This is a genomic window from Alphaproteobacteria bacterium (assembly GCA_019635875.1).
GTDB lineage: Bacteria > Pseudomonadota > Alphaproteobacteria > Reyranellales > Reyranellaceae > JAFAZJ01.
In genome coordinates this window covers 21661-36425 of the sequence record JAHBYP010000010.1, presented here as the reverse complement: position 1 = coordinate 36425, position 14765 = coordinate 21661, and the positions used below count along the sequence as shown (strand labels likewise).

Annotated in this window: 16 protein-coding genes; 9 read left to right on the top strand and 7 right to left on the bottom strand. The window is 67.3% G+C overall.

The genetic code is table 11. The annotated features are described in order from the left end of the window. Positions 1-25: 25 nt before the first annotated feature. Both KF889_26870 and KF889_26865 read left to right on the top strand, forming a co-directional pair. Entirely contained in the window at positions 26-793 is a 768-nt protein-coding gene (locus KF889_26870; protein ID MBX3503083.1) for an SDR family oxidoreductase, read from the top strand. A 44-nt stretch (positions 794-837) separates the two neighbouring features. After that, positions 838-1713 (top strand): MBL fold metallo-hydrolase, encoded by an 876-nt coding sequence (locus KF889_26865; protein MBX3503082.1) that lies wholly within the window; start codon positions 838-840, stop codon positions 1711-1713. A gap of 34 nt (positions 1714-1747) precedes the next feature. Here the strand turns inward: KF889_26865 and KF889_26860 are convergent, their stop codons facing one another. After that, the gene (locus tag KF889_26860) at positions 1748-2575 is read right to left on the bottom strand and encodes an amidohydrolase family protein (GenBank protein MBX3503081.1); all 828 of its coding nucleotides are present in this window, start codon (positions 2573-2575) and stop codon (positions 1748-1750) included. 126 nt (positions 2576-2701) lie between these two features. Between KF889_26860 and KF889_26855 the strand changes: the two genes are divergently transcribed. Next, positions 2702-3379, top strand: coding sequence for a nitroreductase (locus tag KF889_26855; protein ID MBX3503080.1), 678 nt, complete (start codon positions 2702-2704; stop codon positions 3377-3379). Between the two features lie 15 nt (positions 3380-3394). On the opposite strand, the gene KF889_26850 is transcribed toward KF889_26855, so the two are convergent. Together KF889_26850 and KF889_26845 are read right to left on the bottom strand one after the other, a co-directional pair. Beyond that, complete coding sequence (locus KF889_26850; GenBank protein MBX3503079.1) at positions 3395-4948, bottom strand: NAD(P)/FAD-dependent oxidoreductase; 1554 nt, start codon at positions 4946-4948, stop codon at positions 3395-3397. Positions 4949-5010: 62 nt separating this feature from the next. Then, positions 5011-5700 (bottom strand): metallophosphoesterase family protein, encoded by a 690-nt coding sequence (locus KF889_26845; GenBank protein MBX3503078.1) that lies wholly within the window; start codon positions 5698-5700, stop codon positions 5011-5013. Positions 5701-5855: 155 nt separating this feature from the next. Between KF889_26845 and KF889_26840 the strand changes: the two genes are divergently transcribed. From KF889_26840 to KF889_26830, 3 genes are all read left to right on the top strand, one after another. Further along, positions 5856-6329 carry a cupin domain-containing protein gene (locus KF889_26840; protein ID MBX3503077.1) on the top strand — a complete coding sequence of 158 codons (474 nt, stop codon included), beginning with the start codon at positions 5856-5858 and terminating at the stop codon, positions 6327-6329. Between the two features lie 22 nt (positions 6330-6351). Then, positions 6352-7575, top strand: a complete 1224-nt coding sequence (locus KF889_26835) for an MFS transporter (GenBank protein MBX3503076.1) — start codon at positions 6352-6354, stop codon at positions 7573-7575. Positions 7576-7650: 75 nt separating this feature from the next. After that, positions 7651-8100 (top strand): DUF302 domain-containing protein, encoded by a 450-nt coding sequence (locus tag KF889_26830; GenBank protein ID MBX3503075.1) that lies wholly within the window; start codon positions 7651-7653, stop codon positions 8098-8100. 19 nt (positions 8101-8119) lie between these two features. Here KF889_26830 and KF889_26825 read toward each other — a convergent pair whose 3' ends face one another. Further along, positions 8120-9244: a hypothetical protein gene (locus KF889_26825; protein MBX3503074.1), complete on the bottom strand. Its 1125-nt coding sequence runs from the start codon at positions 9242-9244 to the stop codon at positions 8120-8122. Between the two features lie 105 nt (positions 9245-9349). Next, positions 9350-9745, bottom strand: a complete 396-nt coding sequence (locus KF889_26820; protein MBX3503073.1) for a heme-binding protein — start codon at positions 9743-9745, stop codon at positions 9350-9352. A 129-nt stretch (positions 9746-9874) separates the two neighbouring features. Between KF889_26820 and KF889_26815 the strand changes: the two genes are divergently transcribed. From KF889_26815 to KF889_26805, 3 genes are all read left to right on the top strand, one after another. Next, positions 9875-11134: an amidohydrolase gene (locus KF889_26815; protein ID MBX3503072.1), complete on the top strand. Its 1260-nt coding sequence runs from the start codon at positions 9875-9877 to the stop codon at positions 11132-11134. Positions 11135-11358: 224 nt separating this feature from the next. Further along, complete coding sequence (locus tag KF889_26810; protein MBX3503071.1) at positions 11359-11784, top strand: DUF2314 domain-containing protein; 426 nt, start codon at positions 11359-11361, stop codon at positions 11782-11784. Positions 11785-11979: 195 nt separating this feature from the next. After that, complete coding sequence (locus tag KF889_26805) at positions 11980-13194, top strand: hypothetical protein (GenBank protein MBX3503070.1); 1215 nt, start codon at positions 11980-11982, stop codon at positions 13192-13194. A gap of 94 nt (positions 13195-13288) precedes the next feature. Here KF889_26805 and KF889_26800 read toward each other — a convergent pair whose 3' ends face one another. Together KF889_26800 and KF889_26795 are read right to left on the bottom strand one after the other, a co-directional pair. Next, positions 13289-13708: a PaaI family thioesterase gene (locus KF889_26800; protein MBX3503069.1), complete on the bottom strand. Its 420-nt coding sequence runs from the start codon at positions 13706-13708 to the stop codon at positions 13289-13291. A 95-nt stretch (positions 13709-13803) separates the two neighbouring features. Further along, positions 13804-14688, bottom strand: coding sequence for a LysR family transcriptional regulator (locus tag KF889_26795; protein ID MBX3503068.1), 885 nt, complete (start codon positions 14686-14688; stop codon positions 13804-13806). Positions 14689-14765 lie beyond the last annotated feature (77 nt).

Below are 14765 nucleotides of genomic sequence, written 5' to 3'. Positions count from 1 at the left end.
CGGCAACGCGATGGAGGGGACGAACATGGGAAGGCTCGACGGCAAGGTCGCCGCGGTGACCGGTGGCGCATCAGGGATCGGCGAGGCGACGGTCAGGCGCTTCGTGGCCGAGGGTGCGAGCGTGATCTTTTGCGATCGGGACGGCGATCGCGGCCAGCATGTGGCGAGCGAACTCGAGAGCGCCGGCGCCAGGGTCGCCTTCACCCAGGCCGACGTCGGGAGCGAGGCCGCGTGTCTTGCATTCGTCAATGGCGCCGCGCAGCAATTCGGGCGCCTCGACATCCTCGTCAACAATGCCGGCATCCGCAAATACGAGAAGATCGATGTGGCGAGCGCGGCGAGCTGGGACGAGATCCTCAGCGTCAACCTGATGAGCTACGTCTTCTGCGCCAAGGCGGCCGTGCCGCTGATGCGCGGCGCCAGGGGCGGCGCCATCGTCAACGTCGCCTCCGTCCGCTCCATCGTCGCAGGCGGCGGCAACCTGCAGTACGACACGACCAAGGCCGCCATCGCGGGCCTGACGCGGGCGCTCGCCGCCGACCACTCGTCGGAGGGCATTCGCGTGAACGCCGTGGGTCCCGGGCCGATCTTCACGCCGTTCCATCAGCGCCGCATCGCAGCGGCCGGCGAGACCGTCGAGCAGTACAACGCCCAGGCGGCCCGTGGCACCATGCTGAAGCGTCCGGGCAGGGCCGAGGAGGTCGCCGCCGCCATCCTGTTCCTGGCCTCCGACGATGCCTCCTACGTCACGGGCACGCTCCTGTTCGTCGACGGCGGCATGACCGCGCTATAGTGCCCCGGCGAAACCGGACAGACACCGGTGAGGAGACGCCAGCGATGCGCACGAGCTTTTCCGTCAACGACATGACCATCCACCGCATCGTCGAGCAGGAGAGCGGCTTCACGCCGATCCTCGACTTCCTGCCGACATTGTCGAAGGAAACGCTGGGCGAGAATCTCGACTGGCTGGCGCCCGGTGGCTATGACAGCTCGAGCGGCAATGTCGTGCTGTGCTTCCAATCGTATGTCGTCAAGACGCCGCACCACAACATCCTGGTCGACAGCTGCATCGGCAACGACAAGAACTTCCCGCTGCGGCCGGCCTGGAACAAGAAGACCGACCCCAACTGGATGCAGGCGCTGAAAGCCGCCGGCCTCGGGGTCGAGGACATCGACTTCGTGATGTGCACGCACCTGCACGGCGATCACGTCGGCTGGAACACCAGGCTGGAGAACGGCCGCTGGGTCCCGACCTTTCCCAGGGCGCGCTACCTGTTCTCGAAGAAGGAATACACCTACTGGAGCGAGATCCATCAAAAGACGCCGCTCGACCAGATCACCGACAGCGTGCTGCCGATCATCGAGGCCAACCGCGCCGAGCTGGTCAGCAGCGATCATGCGCTCAACGACCATATCCGGTTGAGCCCGACCCCGGGCCATACGCCCGACCATTTTGCCGTCTGTGCCGGCAAGGGCTCCGACGCCGCGGTCTTCACCGGCGATTTGATCCATTCGCCGATCCAGGCGCGCTATCCCGACCTGGTCATGCGCGTCGACACCGACCGCGAGCAGGCGGTGCGCACGCGCCGAGGCTTCCTCGAGCGCTACTGCGACACCGACACGTTGTGCTGCACGATGCACTTCCCCTCGCCTTCGGCCGGCCACATCAAGCGCTGGGGAGACGGCTTCCGCCTGGAGTACGCAACGACCTGAGTCCGCTCGCGGGCCTGCCGACAGCTCCGGCACGCTACCACTTGTAGACCTTCTGCAACGTGCCGCCCATGAGCGCCGCCTTGTCGCTCTCGGACAGGCGCGTGGTGTCGCGGAATGGCGCCACGCCCTGTTCGTAGGTCAGCATGCCGATCGCGCGCGTCCAGTCGGTGCCCCACATGCACCGCTCTAGCCCGAACGCGTCGATGATGCGCAGCACCGGCTCCCATATGTCGTCGTAGGGAAAAGCCTGGTGCGACATCGTGCAGGCGCCGCTGATCTTCACCCTGACGTTTCGATACTGGGCGAGATCGAGCAGCTTCGGCAGATCGGCCCAGACATCGGCGGGAACCGGCGGGCGCATCGGTTGCAGCAGGCCGAGATGGTCGATCACGATGACTGTATCGGGGTGCTGCCGGATGTGCGGCAGCCCCTTGTCCAGGATGCCCCAGCACAGCAGATTGACCGGCAGAGCATGCCGGGCGGCGGCCGCGAAGGCCCGCCTCAGGCCGGGATGATCGGCGTCCACCGGCAGGCCCTTGCCCATGCGGATGCGAATGCCGCGCGCGCCGGGCGTCGCCGCCCATTTGGACACCACGTCGTCGATCGCCGGATCGGTCGCGTCGACCGGCGTCACCACCCGGAACTTGTCCGGATAGGCGTTGTAGACCTCGAGCGCGTAGCTTGGATCGTATTCATAGGCGCTGAACGACGACACCATGACCGCGCCGTCGACACCGACACTGCCCATCGCAGCGACCATTTCCTCGCCAGTGGCGGAATCCAGCCCGTGCGAGGGACCGGCCCACGGCCGCCCCGGATGATTGCGCTCGAAGGGATGAACCTGGACGTCGATGACAGGCATGGCTGCTGGGACCTGGATCGGTGCGGGCTGGGGCAATTGGTCGACAACTTCCTGCCCGCGTCAACAGCTTGCGCCGGGACCGGGAAACCACGAAGGTTCGGGCCCGTTCAGAAGAGTCCACGCCCTATGCAGTTCGATGACGTCATCCTTGGTCGCCGCAGCATCCGCGGATACAAGCCCGATCCGGTGCCCAGGGCGCTGATCGAGGAGATCATCGGTCTGGCGATGCGCGTGCCGTCGTCGATGAACACCCAGTGCTGGAATTTCTACGTCGTCACCGGCGAGCCGCTGGATCGCATCCGTGCCGGCAACACGGAGCGGAATCTGGCAGGCGTACCGCACTCGCGCGAGTTCCGCACGGGGCAGGGCTTCACGGGCCAGCACCGCGAAAGGCAGATCGGTGTCGCCAAGCAATTGTTCTCCGCCATGGGCATCGCGCGCGACGACAAGGAAGGGCGCCACGACTGGGTGATGCGTGGCTTCCGTCAGTTCGACGCGCCGGTCTGCGTGATCGTGACCTATGACCGCGTGCTGGACGGCAGCGACGATGCGCCGTTCGATTGCGGCGCGGTGGCGACGGCCCTGGTCAATGCCGCCTGGTCGCGCGGGCTGGGCGCCGTGATCAACAGCCAGGGCATCATGCAGTCCCCCGTGGTGCGCGAGCATGCCGGCATCGCCGACGATCAGGTCATCATGAAGAGCATTGCGCTGGGCTGGCCGGACGAAAGCTTCCCGGCGAACGCAGTCGTGTCCGAACGAAAGTCCGTCAAGGAAGCCACGGTGTTCGTCGGGTTCGACGAGTAGGCACGCGCAGGCTCCTCACTCCGCCGCCGCCCGCGACAGGCCGCTTGTGCTGGTCGCATCCGCCGATCGTCCGTAGACGAAAGCCGCGTCGTCGAGGTCGATGAGCGGAATCTGGTCCTTCTCGCTCCAGTAATCCTGGTTGTGCTGCCACTCCGGCTTGTCGCCGCGCTTGGGCAGCAGGTCCATGGCGCGCATCAGGTAGCCGGGATTGAAGTTCTCCGGATCGATCCACGGCAGGATCGGCATGTCCTTGTCCTCGGGCCGCAGCGCCACGGCGACGCGCTCGGCCTGGCGTGCCTTCATGTGGCCGAGCAGCCGGCAGACGAAGTCGGCGACCAGATCGGCGCGCAACGTCCAGCTGGCGCGGAAATAGCCGAACACCCACACCATGTTGGGAATGCCGGTGAACATCATGCCGCGGTAGGTCACGGTCTGGGCGAAATCGAGCGCCTTGCCGTCGATGGTGAAGCCGATGTCGCCCAGCGCGTTCATGTTGAAGCCGGTGGCGGTGACGATGATGTCGGCCTCCAGCGTCCTGCCCGACTTCAGCAGGATGCCGCTCTCGGTGAAGCGCTCGATCTCGTCGGTGACCACCGAGGCCTTGCCGGCGCGGATGCCCTTGAACAGATCGCCGTCGGGCACGAAGGCGATGCGCTGCCGCCACGGCCGGTAGCTCGGCGTGAAGTCCGGATCGAGCTTGTAGTCGGGGCCGATATAGGCGCGCACGCCGGCCAGCAGCTCCTTCCTGACGGTCTCGGGCTCCTCGAATGCGCGTCGCGTGAAGACGGCCTGGTCGTGCAGGATCTTGCGGCGCACGATCTCGTGGATCCAGGTCTCGTCGATCTGCAGCTGACGCAGGGTGTCGGCCAGATCGTTGGCATTGCGCGCCGGGATGAAATAGGTCGGCGAGCGCTGCAGCATGGTGACATGCCCGACCTTGTCGGCCACCGCCGGGATCAGCGTCGCCGCCGTCGCGCCCGAGCCGATCACCAGCATCTTCTTGCCGGCGTAGTCGAGATCCTCCGGCCAGGTCTGCGGATGCACGATGCGACCCTTGAAGTTCTCCATGCCCGGCCAGCGCGGCGTGTAGCCTTCGTTGTGCCGGTAGTAGCCCTGGCACATCCACAGGAAGTTGGTCGTGAAGCGTACCGGCTCACCGGTGTCGCCACGCGTACCCTCGACGGTCCAGAGGTTGTCGGCGCTGGACCAGGCAGCCCGCGTGATGGTGTGGCGGTAGCGGATGTGGCGGGCGAGGTCGTTGTCGGCGATCACCTCGGCCATGTAGTCGCGGATTTCGTGGGCCTTGGCGATCGGCTTGCCGGTCCACGGCTTGAAGCGGTAGCCGAAGGTGTAGAGGTCGCTGTCGGAACGGATGCCGGGATAGCGGTGCGTCAGCCAGGTGCCGCCGAAGCTGTCCTGGCTCTCCAGGACCACGAAGCTGGTGCCCGGGCATTGCTGCGTCAGGTGGTAGGCACCCCCGATTCCCGAGATGCCGGCGCCGACGAGGAGGACGTCGAAATGCTCGGTCTTTGTCTGGGGCGCGCGGGTCGGAATCGCGGTGTCAGGCATCGATCTGCTTTCTCAACGGGCTCTGGACGCTGTTGCATCGGGATGAGCGCTTCAACCTTACTCTATACACGTCCCGGACCATCGCCGTCGTTGATCCAAGTCATCGCAAGCCGCACCGGGAAATTTCGCACCACGACTTCCTCTGTCGCCGTGTCCAGCACGGCGCAGCTCAACTGCCCGCCATTGCGTGGGTCGCGGCCCTCACCGGCCGAGCCGGGATTGACCACCAGCACCCGACCGATGCGCCGGACGACCTGCCGGTGGGTATGGCCGTAGAGCACGATGTCGGCGTCGGCCTCGCCAAAGCGCTGCAGCTCGGAGCTGGTGGGCAGAACATAGCTGCCGCGCGGTTCCCACGGCGTCGAGTGCACCATCAGGATGCGCTTGCCGCCAATCCGCAACTCGCGCCGATGCGGCCGCTCGGCGAGCCAGCCGAGCAATTGCCGGTCGACGTCCGCCTGGGATCGTGCCCGTGCGCCGGCCTCGCCGAGGAAGATCTCCTCGTGATTGCCCAGAATGGTGATCGCCTCGAGCTCGCGCAGCCGGCCGATCACCGCATTCGAGAACCTGTACTGGTGGATGCTGTCGCCGAGACACAGCAGTGCATCGATTGGGCCCATCGCCTCCAGGGCGCGATCGAGGCCATCGCTGTTGCAATGCAGGTCGGAGACGATACCGAGCTTCACCTGGCCTCCCGAATCGACGATCTCGCGACGGTAGTGGAAGACGTCCGGCCTGGCGAGCGCCGCCACCGTCGCGGTCGCGGAACGTCGGATGCGGGCGCAGCGCGCGCCGCCCGCTGGCACCCACGGTTATCGAATCAATTCGCAGCTGGCATTTCCGTTCGTCGCGTCGGACTCCGATGCTGATGCCATGACCGCGGCCACTCCGGTCGCGGTGCCACCTGATGGAGATACCAATGCTCAAACGTACGTTCCTCGCCACGACGCTGCTCGCCGGCTTCGTGTCCATCGCGCCGGCCTTCGCCGGTGAATGCCCGGCGGGCCAGATGCGCCCCGACGCCACCAAGCCGTCGAGCGTCGCCGCCAAGGCGGTCACCGACAAGGTGCTCGCCCAGATCAACCTCGCCGACGAGAAGCTCGCGCTCAAGGGTTACAACATGCGCGTGCGTCGCCTCGAGGTGCAGCCCGGCGGCATCGTGCCATGGCACAGCCACGCCGACCGTCCGGCGCTGATCTACATCATCTCGGGCGCCATCCACGAGTACGCCAGCAATTGCGCCGTGCCGATCCTGCACCAGGCCGGCGAAGTGGCGCGCGAGACGCACGCCACGGCGCACTGGTGGCAGAACACCGGCAAGGTCCCCGTCGTGCTGCTGTCGTTCGACATCCAGCACGATCCCAAGGACCACAACATGTAATGCCGCTCGGCGGAGCCAGACCATGACAAGTGTCCTGCGCGCGTTCACGATCGGCCTGACGGCCTTTCTGACCGTCGTCGATCTGTTCGCGACGCAGGCCATCTTGCCTGCGCTGACCTCGGCCTATGGCGTGACGCCGGCGGCCATGGGCTTTGCCGTCAACGCCAGCACCATCGGCATGGCGGCCGGCGGCTTCGCGGTCGCCCTGTTCGGCCGCCGTCTCGATCAGCGGCGCGGCATTCTTGTGAGCCTGGCGATCCTGTCGATCCCCACGGCACTGCTGGCCACCATGCCGCCGCTGCCCGTCTTCGCGGCACTGCGGATCGTCCAGGGTGTCTGCATGTCGACGGGCTTCGCGCTGATGCTGGCCTATCTCGGCGAGCACACGAGCGCCCGCGACACCGCCAGCGCCTTCGCGGCCTACGTCACCGGCAACGTCGCCTCCAACCTGTTTGGCCGGCTGCTGGCCGCGGGCGCCGTCGATCATCTCGGCCTCGCCGCCAGCTTCTATGTCTTCGCGTTCCTCAACCTCGCCGGCGCCGTGCTGGTCTGGTTCACCGTCGAGCGCACACCGGCGATGGAGCGGGTCGACATGAGCCACAGCAAGCCGCTTGCGAGCTGGCTGCGTCATCTCGCCGATCCCGCGCTTCGCGCCGCCTTCGCGACCGGCTTCGTCATCCTCTTCGGCTTCATCGGCACGTTCACCTACGTCAATTTCGTGCTGGTTCGCCCGCCGTTCTCCGTCGGCATGATGACGCTGGGCGCGGTCTATCTCGTGTTCCTGCCCTCGATCTTCACGACGCCGCTCGCCGGCCGGGTCGTCGTCCATGTTGGGACGCGTCCGGCCCTGTGGGCGTCCTTCGCCCTCGCCGCAGCCGGCCTGCCGCTTCTGCTCAGCGCGCATCTTGGTTTGCTGCTCGCGGGCCTTGCCCTGGTCGCGATCGGCACATTCTTCGCCCAGGCGGTGGCCACCGGGTTCGTCAGCCGCGCGGCGACGAGCGACCGTGGATCGGCAAGCGGAATCTATCTCGCCAGCTACTTTCTCGGCGGCCTGATCGGCAGCGCTGTTCTCGGCCAGGTGTTCGACCGTCTCGGCTGGACGGCGTGCGTGCTCGGCATAGGCGCTGCGCTGGCGCTCGGCGCGCTCCTCGCGACGCGATTGCTCATAGCCCCGGACCATCGACCCGATGTTGCAACGGCATTTCAGATGCGCGCGCCGGACCGTCAGTCTCAGGCCACGCGCTGACGCGCTCAACCGATGGAGAGAGCCTTGCCCGTTCGTATTGCCCACGTTTGCTCTGCCGCCGTCCTCGCCCTGGCGATGACGCTGTCACCTACCGCGCCCGTCCTCGCCGAGAAGCCAATGCCGACGGTGTCCGCTTCCGGCGTCATCGCCACCAGGAGCGCCTTTGGCGTCGCGGAGACGGTCGAGCGCCTGAAGAAGGATATCGCCGCCAAGGGCATCGTCTTCTTCCAGGAGATCGATCAGGCGGCGCTCGCCGGCAAGGCCGGAATCGCGCTCAAGCCTTCGGTCCTGCTGATCTTCGGCAACCCGCCGCTCGGCACGCAGTTCATCACCGCGGCGCCGCAGGCGGGACTCGATTGGCCGGTGCGCATGCTCGTCTATCGCGACGCCGCGGGTCAGGTGTGGATCGCCTACAGCGACTTCGACTGGATTGCCAGGCGCCACGGCATCACCGACCGCGGCGCGCAATTCCGCATGGCCACGGAAGTCGCCGCCTCGATCGCGTCCAGCGTCGCTGGTCGCTGAGGATCCGACGGGGCTCCGCCTACACGCGTTCGAGGATCGACAGACCCCTGATGCGATCGATGAGGTAGATCAGGCCGCGATGGTCGACATAGACGTCGTTGCTGCAGACGCGATCGGCGCCCGGCGGCACGTCGGGCATCCACCAGGCGGCCTGCTTCATCGACAGCGGATTGGCGATATCGATCACCCGCAGCCCGCTGGCGAACCAGGCGGCGGGCACCTCGTTGCCGGTGACGGTTTCGACCGGCTGATGGCATGCCGTCATCAGGGGTGTTTCGCGGCCGACCAGTTCGGGCAGCTGGAAGCAGCCGACCGGTACCGGACGGGTCTCGTCGGTGATGTTCACCATCCACAGCGCCGCCGGCAGAAGCGGCGAGAGCCCGGGATCGAGCGGCTGCACGTGCTCGTCGGCGACCAGCATCCAGCGGTGACCGGCGATCGGCACATCGATCGGCACCAGGCTGTGCGTCGGCCAGCCGAATGGCGGGCTCCAGTCGAGGCTCGAGACCAGCTTCGGCCTACTCATGTCGCTGATGTCGAGGATGACGCCGCCGCCATACCAGTAGCTGACATACAGGCGATCGCCGCGCCTGATCGGATGATGGCAGCGGTGGTTCTTCGCCTGCCAATTGGGTGTCTCGCCGCCGGCGATCCATTGCCCCTCCATCCACCAGCGGCCGACCTCCTCTGGCCTGGCCGGATCCTTCAGGTCGAGGATCATGACGATGGTGCCGAGCCAGCCCTCCTGCTCCGTGGAGATGTAGGTGTAGCGGCCATCGAAGGTGAAGCGGTGCACACCCGTGCCGTCGCACCGCCAATGGCAGATGTCGCGCGGCTTGTCCGGACGGCTGACGTCGAAGATGCGCAGGCCGACGAAATCATCCTCGGGCATCTGGCCGCGCGCCCGTTCGCGATTCACCACCATGATGTCGTTGGCCACGCGCACCTTGTGGGAATGCAGCCCCGGCGGAATGTCGATCGAGGCGACGACCTTCGGATTCGCCGGGTCCTTCACGTCGATGACCGACGTGCCGTGCGGCTGCTGCATGTGGCCGACATAGGCGTGGTTGCCGTCCGTGACGACCTGGCCGCCGCCGGGAATATCGATCCAGGCGACTTCGCGAATGCCGGAACCCTGAGCCATGGTGGTTTACCTTTCGAGCACACCTGTCATCCCGAGCGCAGCGAGGGATCCAGGGCGGATCGTAGATCCCTCGCTGCGCTCGGGATGACAATTCGCAGCAGCGTTTCAGAGCTTCTCGACGCCGGCGCGGGCACAATCCTCGTCTTCCTGCGCGCTGCCGCCGCCCACGCCGCAGGCGCCGATCAGGACACCCTGGCGAAAGATCGGCACGGCGCCCTGGCCATAGAACATGTGATTGCCTTCGGCCGCGGCGATGCCGCGCAGGGTCGGATGGTCGGCCCGTGGCGTCAGATCGCCGCTCGGGCGTCCGAATGCGGCCGAGGCCATGGCCTTGCCCTGGCTGCCGAAGGAGCCGGCCCACATGGCGCCGTCCATGCGCTGGAAGGCAAGCAGCCGTCCGCCGGCATCGCACACGGCGATGTTCATCTTGGCGCCGATCTGGTTCGCCTTTTCGATGGCACCGGCGATCACGCGGTTGGCATCCGCAAGGGTGAGGGTCACGGGTCGATCCTTTCCGCTTGTTTCCCTACTCCCCGCCTTCGCGGGAGAAGAAAGGCTCGCACACGCGGCGGACGGTTTCTAGACCGGGCCGGTTGCGATCTGCGCTTCCGCGGTGGCAAGCTTGCGCGCATGGACATCACGACCCCCAACGAACTCTCCCAGCACATCTCCGATGCGGCGCTCAGGATCGAGGACAGGGTCATCGCCTGGCGCCGCGACATCCACCAGAATCCCGAACTCTCATACCAGGAGGTCCGCACGGCTTCGCTGGCGGCCGAGCACCTGAAGGCGCTGGGCTACGAAGTGCAGACCGGAATCGGCGTCACCGGCGTGGTCGGTGTGCTGAGGGGCGGCAAGCCGGGCGGCGTGGTCGCGCTGCGTGCCGACATGGACGCGCTGCCGGTCGCGGAACGCGCCGAGGTGCCGTTCGCGTCGAGGGCCACGGCGCTGTATCTCGGCCAGACCGTCCCGGTCATGCATGCCTGCGGCCACGACTGCCACGTCGCCATCCTGATGGGCGTGGCCGAGATCCTCGCCGGCATGCGGGCAGAGATCCCGGGCACGGTGAAGCTGATCTTCCAGCCCAACGAGGAAGGCTCCAACGACGGCCGTCCGTCGGGCGCGAAGGCGATGATCGACGACGGCGCGATGGCCAATCCCGCGCCATCGGCGGTGTTCGGCCTGCACGTCACCTCAGGCGTGCGCTCGGGCGTGATCGCGCTTCGGCCCGGCGGGCTGATGGCCAGCGCCGACCGGTTGAAGATCGACGTCGAGGGCCGCCAGACGCACGGCTCGATGCCGTGGCGCGGCGTCGACCCGGTGGTCACCTCGGCGCAGATCATCCTGGCGCTGCAGACCATCGTCAGCCGCCAGCTCGATCCCACCCTGTCGCCGGCTGTGGTCTCGGTCTCGACCATCCATGGCGGCGTGCGCAACAACATCCTGCCCGACTCGGTGGTCATGGAAGGCACCATCCGCACCCACGACGAGGCTGTGCGCGCCGACATCTGGAAGCGGATCGACAGGACCGCCACCGCCATCGCGGGGGCCGCGGGCGCCAAGGCCACGGTCACGGTCTTCCAGGGCGTGCCCGTCACCTACAACGATCCGCGCCTCACCGACTGGGGCACCGGCAGCCTCAAGGACAGCCTCGACACCCAGCGCGTCACCGAGATCCGCCCGGTGATGGGCGCCGAAGACTTCTCCTACCTGGCGCAGGTCGTGCCGGGCATGTTCTTCTTCCTGGGCATCACGCCGCCGGAGCAGGACCCGGTGCAGGCGCCGGCCAACCATTCGCCGCTGTTCTTCGTCCACGAGCCGGCGCTGAAGTACGGCGTGCGTGCGCTGGCGTATCTCGCGATCGACTATCTGAGGCGTGGGGTCGCCTAGAACGGCAACGGCCTACTCTTCTAAGTTGTATTGCGGATAGAATACTCATCTCTTATCATGTTGCCCGGGCATGGTGGGGGACATGAGCGGCAAACCAGACAAAGACCGGTCCTGGGCTGTGCGCATGGCATTCGCCCGGATGATTGTCGCCGCATCGTCGCTTCTGCTGCCGTGCGGCATGGCGGCGGCGCAGACCGCACTGGACCGCGCGGCAGGACCAGACCGTGAGCCTGCCACGCGGCGATTCGGCGACGGAGGCCGCCTTCGCCAGGGCGCGCGCCACGCTTGACGACTTCCTCGCCCTGCTCGACAGGCCGCCGCCGAACACCGATGTCTACGCGGTGATGCTCCGCATCGTCGACCCGGCCAACAACAAGGTCGAGTTCTTCTGGGTCGGCGACCTGAACCGCGACGGTGACGGCTTCAGCGGCCGCATCGACAATACGCCGCGCTCGGTCACGAATGTGCGCCAGGGCCAGGTCGTGCGATTCTCGCGCGCGGAGATCTACGACTGGATGTATGTCGACTACGGCTTCACCAACGTCAAGCGGGGCATGGTGGGCAACTTCACGCTCTGCGCCCTGCTCGCCCGCGAAAAGCCGCAGGAGGCGGCCGCCGTGAAGCGCGAAACCGGGCTGGTCTGCGACTGACCCGGCCGGGCGCAACGCGCCTTCGCATGACGCGGATTCATGAGGCGTCGAGATTCCTGTTCTGGAAGGCTCGGGCCCGGTATGCCAGCGTGCCCTCGAAACCATCGGAGGTGCGCCATGGCCCAGCTCGAATCCGGCGGGAAGCAGCCCGTTTCGTCTCCCCCCGTTTCCTCTCCCCCCGTTTCCTCTCCCTATGTGCCGTCGCTCGAGCGCACCGAAGGGCAGCCGCCGCCGATCGCGGCGAATGGCGGCCTGTCCTACATGACGTTCGACAGGGACGGCGACGCCGGGACCGCCAGGGCGATCGAGGACGCGCTGGCCGAGATCGCCAGCGGCGAGAGCCAGCGCGTCATCGACATGATCGACAAGGCGCCCCCGGGTCCGATCAAGACGAAATGGGGAATCGCCTTCCGCGAGTATGAGGAGTGCGTACGCTACATCCGCGAGTCAAACAGCTTCAAGGCACCGGAGGGCGGCGTGGTGCTGCCGCTGGCCTACACCGTCCACGAGCGGCCGAGCTATTCCATCGTTCCGTCCAACGCCGTGTGGCGCGACCCGGCGCAGGCCGCGATCGCGGCGCGGCTGCGCCAGAACGAGGAAGACAACCGGCGGCGCAACCTCTATTTCCCGCACGTCCTGCGCGATGCGCGCCGCATCGGCGAGTATTATCCGGGTCTGTCGCCGTCGAGCCCGCAATGCATGGACCGGCTCGGCGTGTCGCTGGCCCATCTCGAATCCAAGTGCACGAACTTCTACGATTCGGCCGAGGTCGAGCGTGTCTTCTACCCCGAGATCGAGAAACTGCTGCTCGAGTTCTTCCCCGATGCGACCGACGCGCTGGTCTACAACCACGACGTCTTCGACAAGGACTACACCGGCGACCGGACGGAGGACCAGGACAACAAGAACCCCGGCGTGAACGCGCGCTACGTCAACCTCGTGCACAACGACCTCAACGACAATTCGGGCCGCGTGCGCTGCCGCGAGCTTTTGACCAAGAACCTGCGCAATTTCGGGCGTCCGCAGCACTACACGGAAGCCGAGGCCGACGCGAAGATGTCGCGGCGCTTCATGTCGCTCAATCTCGCCAAGCCGATGGAGACGGTCGAGCAGTTCCCCTTCGTGCTCTGCGCCTGGCCATCCTTCGCCGACCAGCCCTACATCAACAACTACCGCATCTACGACGACCGCGTCGGCGAGACCACGCGCTTCACCTACCGGCCCGACCACGAATGGTACTGGTTCCCGCAGCAGAAGAGCACCGAGGTCTCGATGCTGAAGTGCTACGACTCGGTGACCGACGGTTCGGTCTCGCGCTGGTCGTTCCACACCGCCTGTATCGACCCGACCGCGCCGGCCAACGCGCGCTGCCGCAAGAACGTCGTGGTCCGCTCGTACGTCTTCTTCTAGCGCGGCGTCACCTGTCATCCCGAGCGCAGCGAGGGATGACAGGATGTCCAAGCCACCAGGCATCGTTTCAGGCGCGCGGCGGGCGCTTCGCCCTTCAGGGCGCGGCGGAGGCGTTCGGCGCGGGGATGTGGAAGATGCCGCTGGCGCGCACGATGCGCCTGTCGCCGACGCTGATGTAGCAATTGGCGAAGGCGACGCTGCCGGTGGCCTTCTGCACGTCGGCGCGCGCCTCGAGCCAGTCGCCGACGCGCGCCGAGCCGGCGAAGTCGGTGGTCAGGCTCACCGTGATGCCGCCGCCATGGCCGCCGACGCGCACCAGGTTGTAGCCCAGCACCAGGTCGGCCAGGGTCATCATCAGCCCGCCATGGGCCAGGCCGCGGCGATTGCAGTGCCGCGCCTCGACGCGCAGGCCCAGCAGCAGCGCCGCGCCGTCGAGACGCTCGTAGAGCGGCCCGACCAGGTCGAGGAACGGGCCGGAACGGTGGAACGGGACGTAACCTTCGGGCAGCGCCAGCATCGGTCGGCTCCAGGACGATGCCCGTCGCTACGCCAGCGGCCGCGCCGCGACAAACGCGCCGTGCGCACGCATGCGTGCGCCACGCGCAACGATCAGGCGCGCGTCTCGCGCAGCAGCCAGTCGCGCACGAAGCGCACGCCGCGCCGCCGCTCGCCCGGCCGCCCCAGCAGCCAGTAGGCGTGCTCGGGCACGAAGCTCAGGTCGAACGGCTCGACCAGCCTGCCGTCGGCGATGTAGGGCGCGACCAGATCGTCGAACGCCATCGCCACGCCCAGGCCGCTGGCGGCCGCCTCGTAGAGCAGATGCAGGCCGTCGAAGCGCAGGTTGCGGCGCGGCGTGAACGCCGGCAGCCCGGCCTCGCGGCACCAGCGACGCCAGAAGCCGCGCGGCTGGCTGACGCTCAGCAGGGTGTGGTGCTCGAGATCGGCGGGCATTCGCAGGCCCGGCCTGCCGTCGCGCAAGGACGGCGCGCAGACCGGCCGGCAGCGCATTGCCATCAGCCGCTCCGACGTCCAGCCGCGCCAGTCGCCGGTGCCGACAGCGATCGCAAGATCGACGTCCTCGCGCGTCGCCTCGGGCGCACGCGCGATCGTCGAGACGCGCAAATCGATGTCGGGATGCGCCGTCTCGAAGGCGGCAATGCGCGGAAACAGCCACAGGGCGGTGAACGAGGGCAGCACCGCCAGGCGCACGGTCCTGCCGCGTGTCGCCGGCGCCAGCGCCACGCCGGCGGCGCGCAGCTGCTCGAGCGCCGGGGCGATCGCGGCGAGATAGGTTTCGCCGGCCGCCGTCAGCCGCAGGCCGCGCGTGACGCGATGGAACAGCGCGACGCCCAGCGTGTGCTCGAGCTGAGCCACGCGCCGGCTGATTGCCGAGGCGGTGAGGTTGAGCTCGCGCGCGGCGTCGGTGAAGGAGAGCGTACGCGCGGCCGCCGCGAAGGCCTCGATGGCGCCCAACGGCGGCAGGCGCGCGGCCATGGCGCGGTCACGCTGTCATCCCGAGCGCAGCGAGGGTGTGGATCCCTCGCTGCGCTCGGAATGACAGGCGGGCCCGT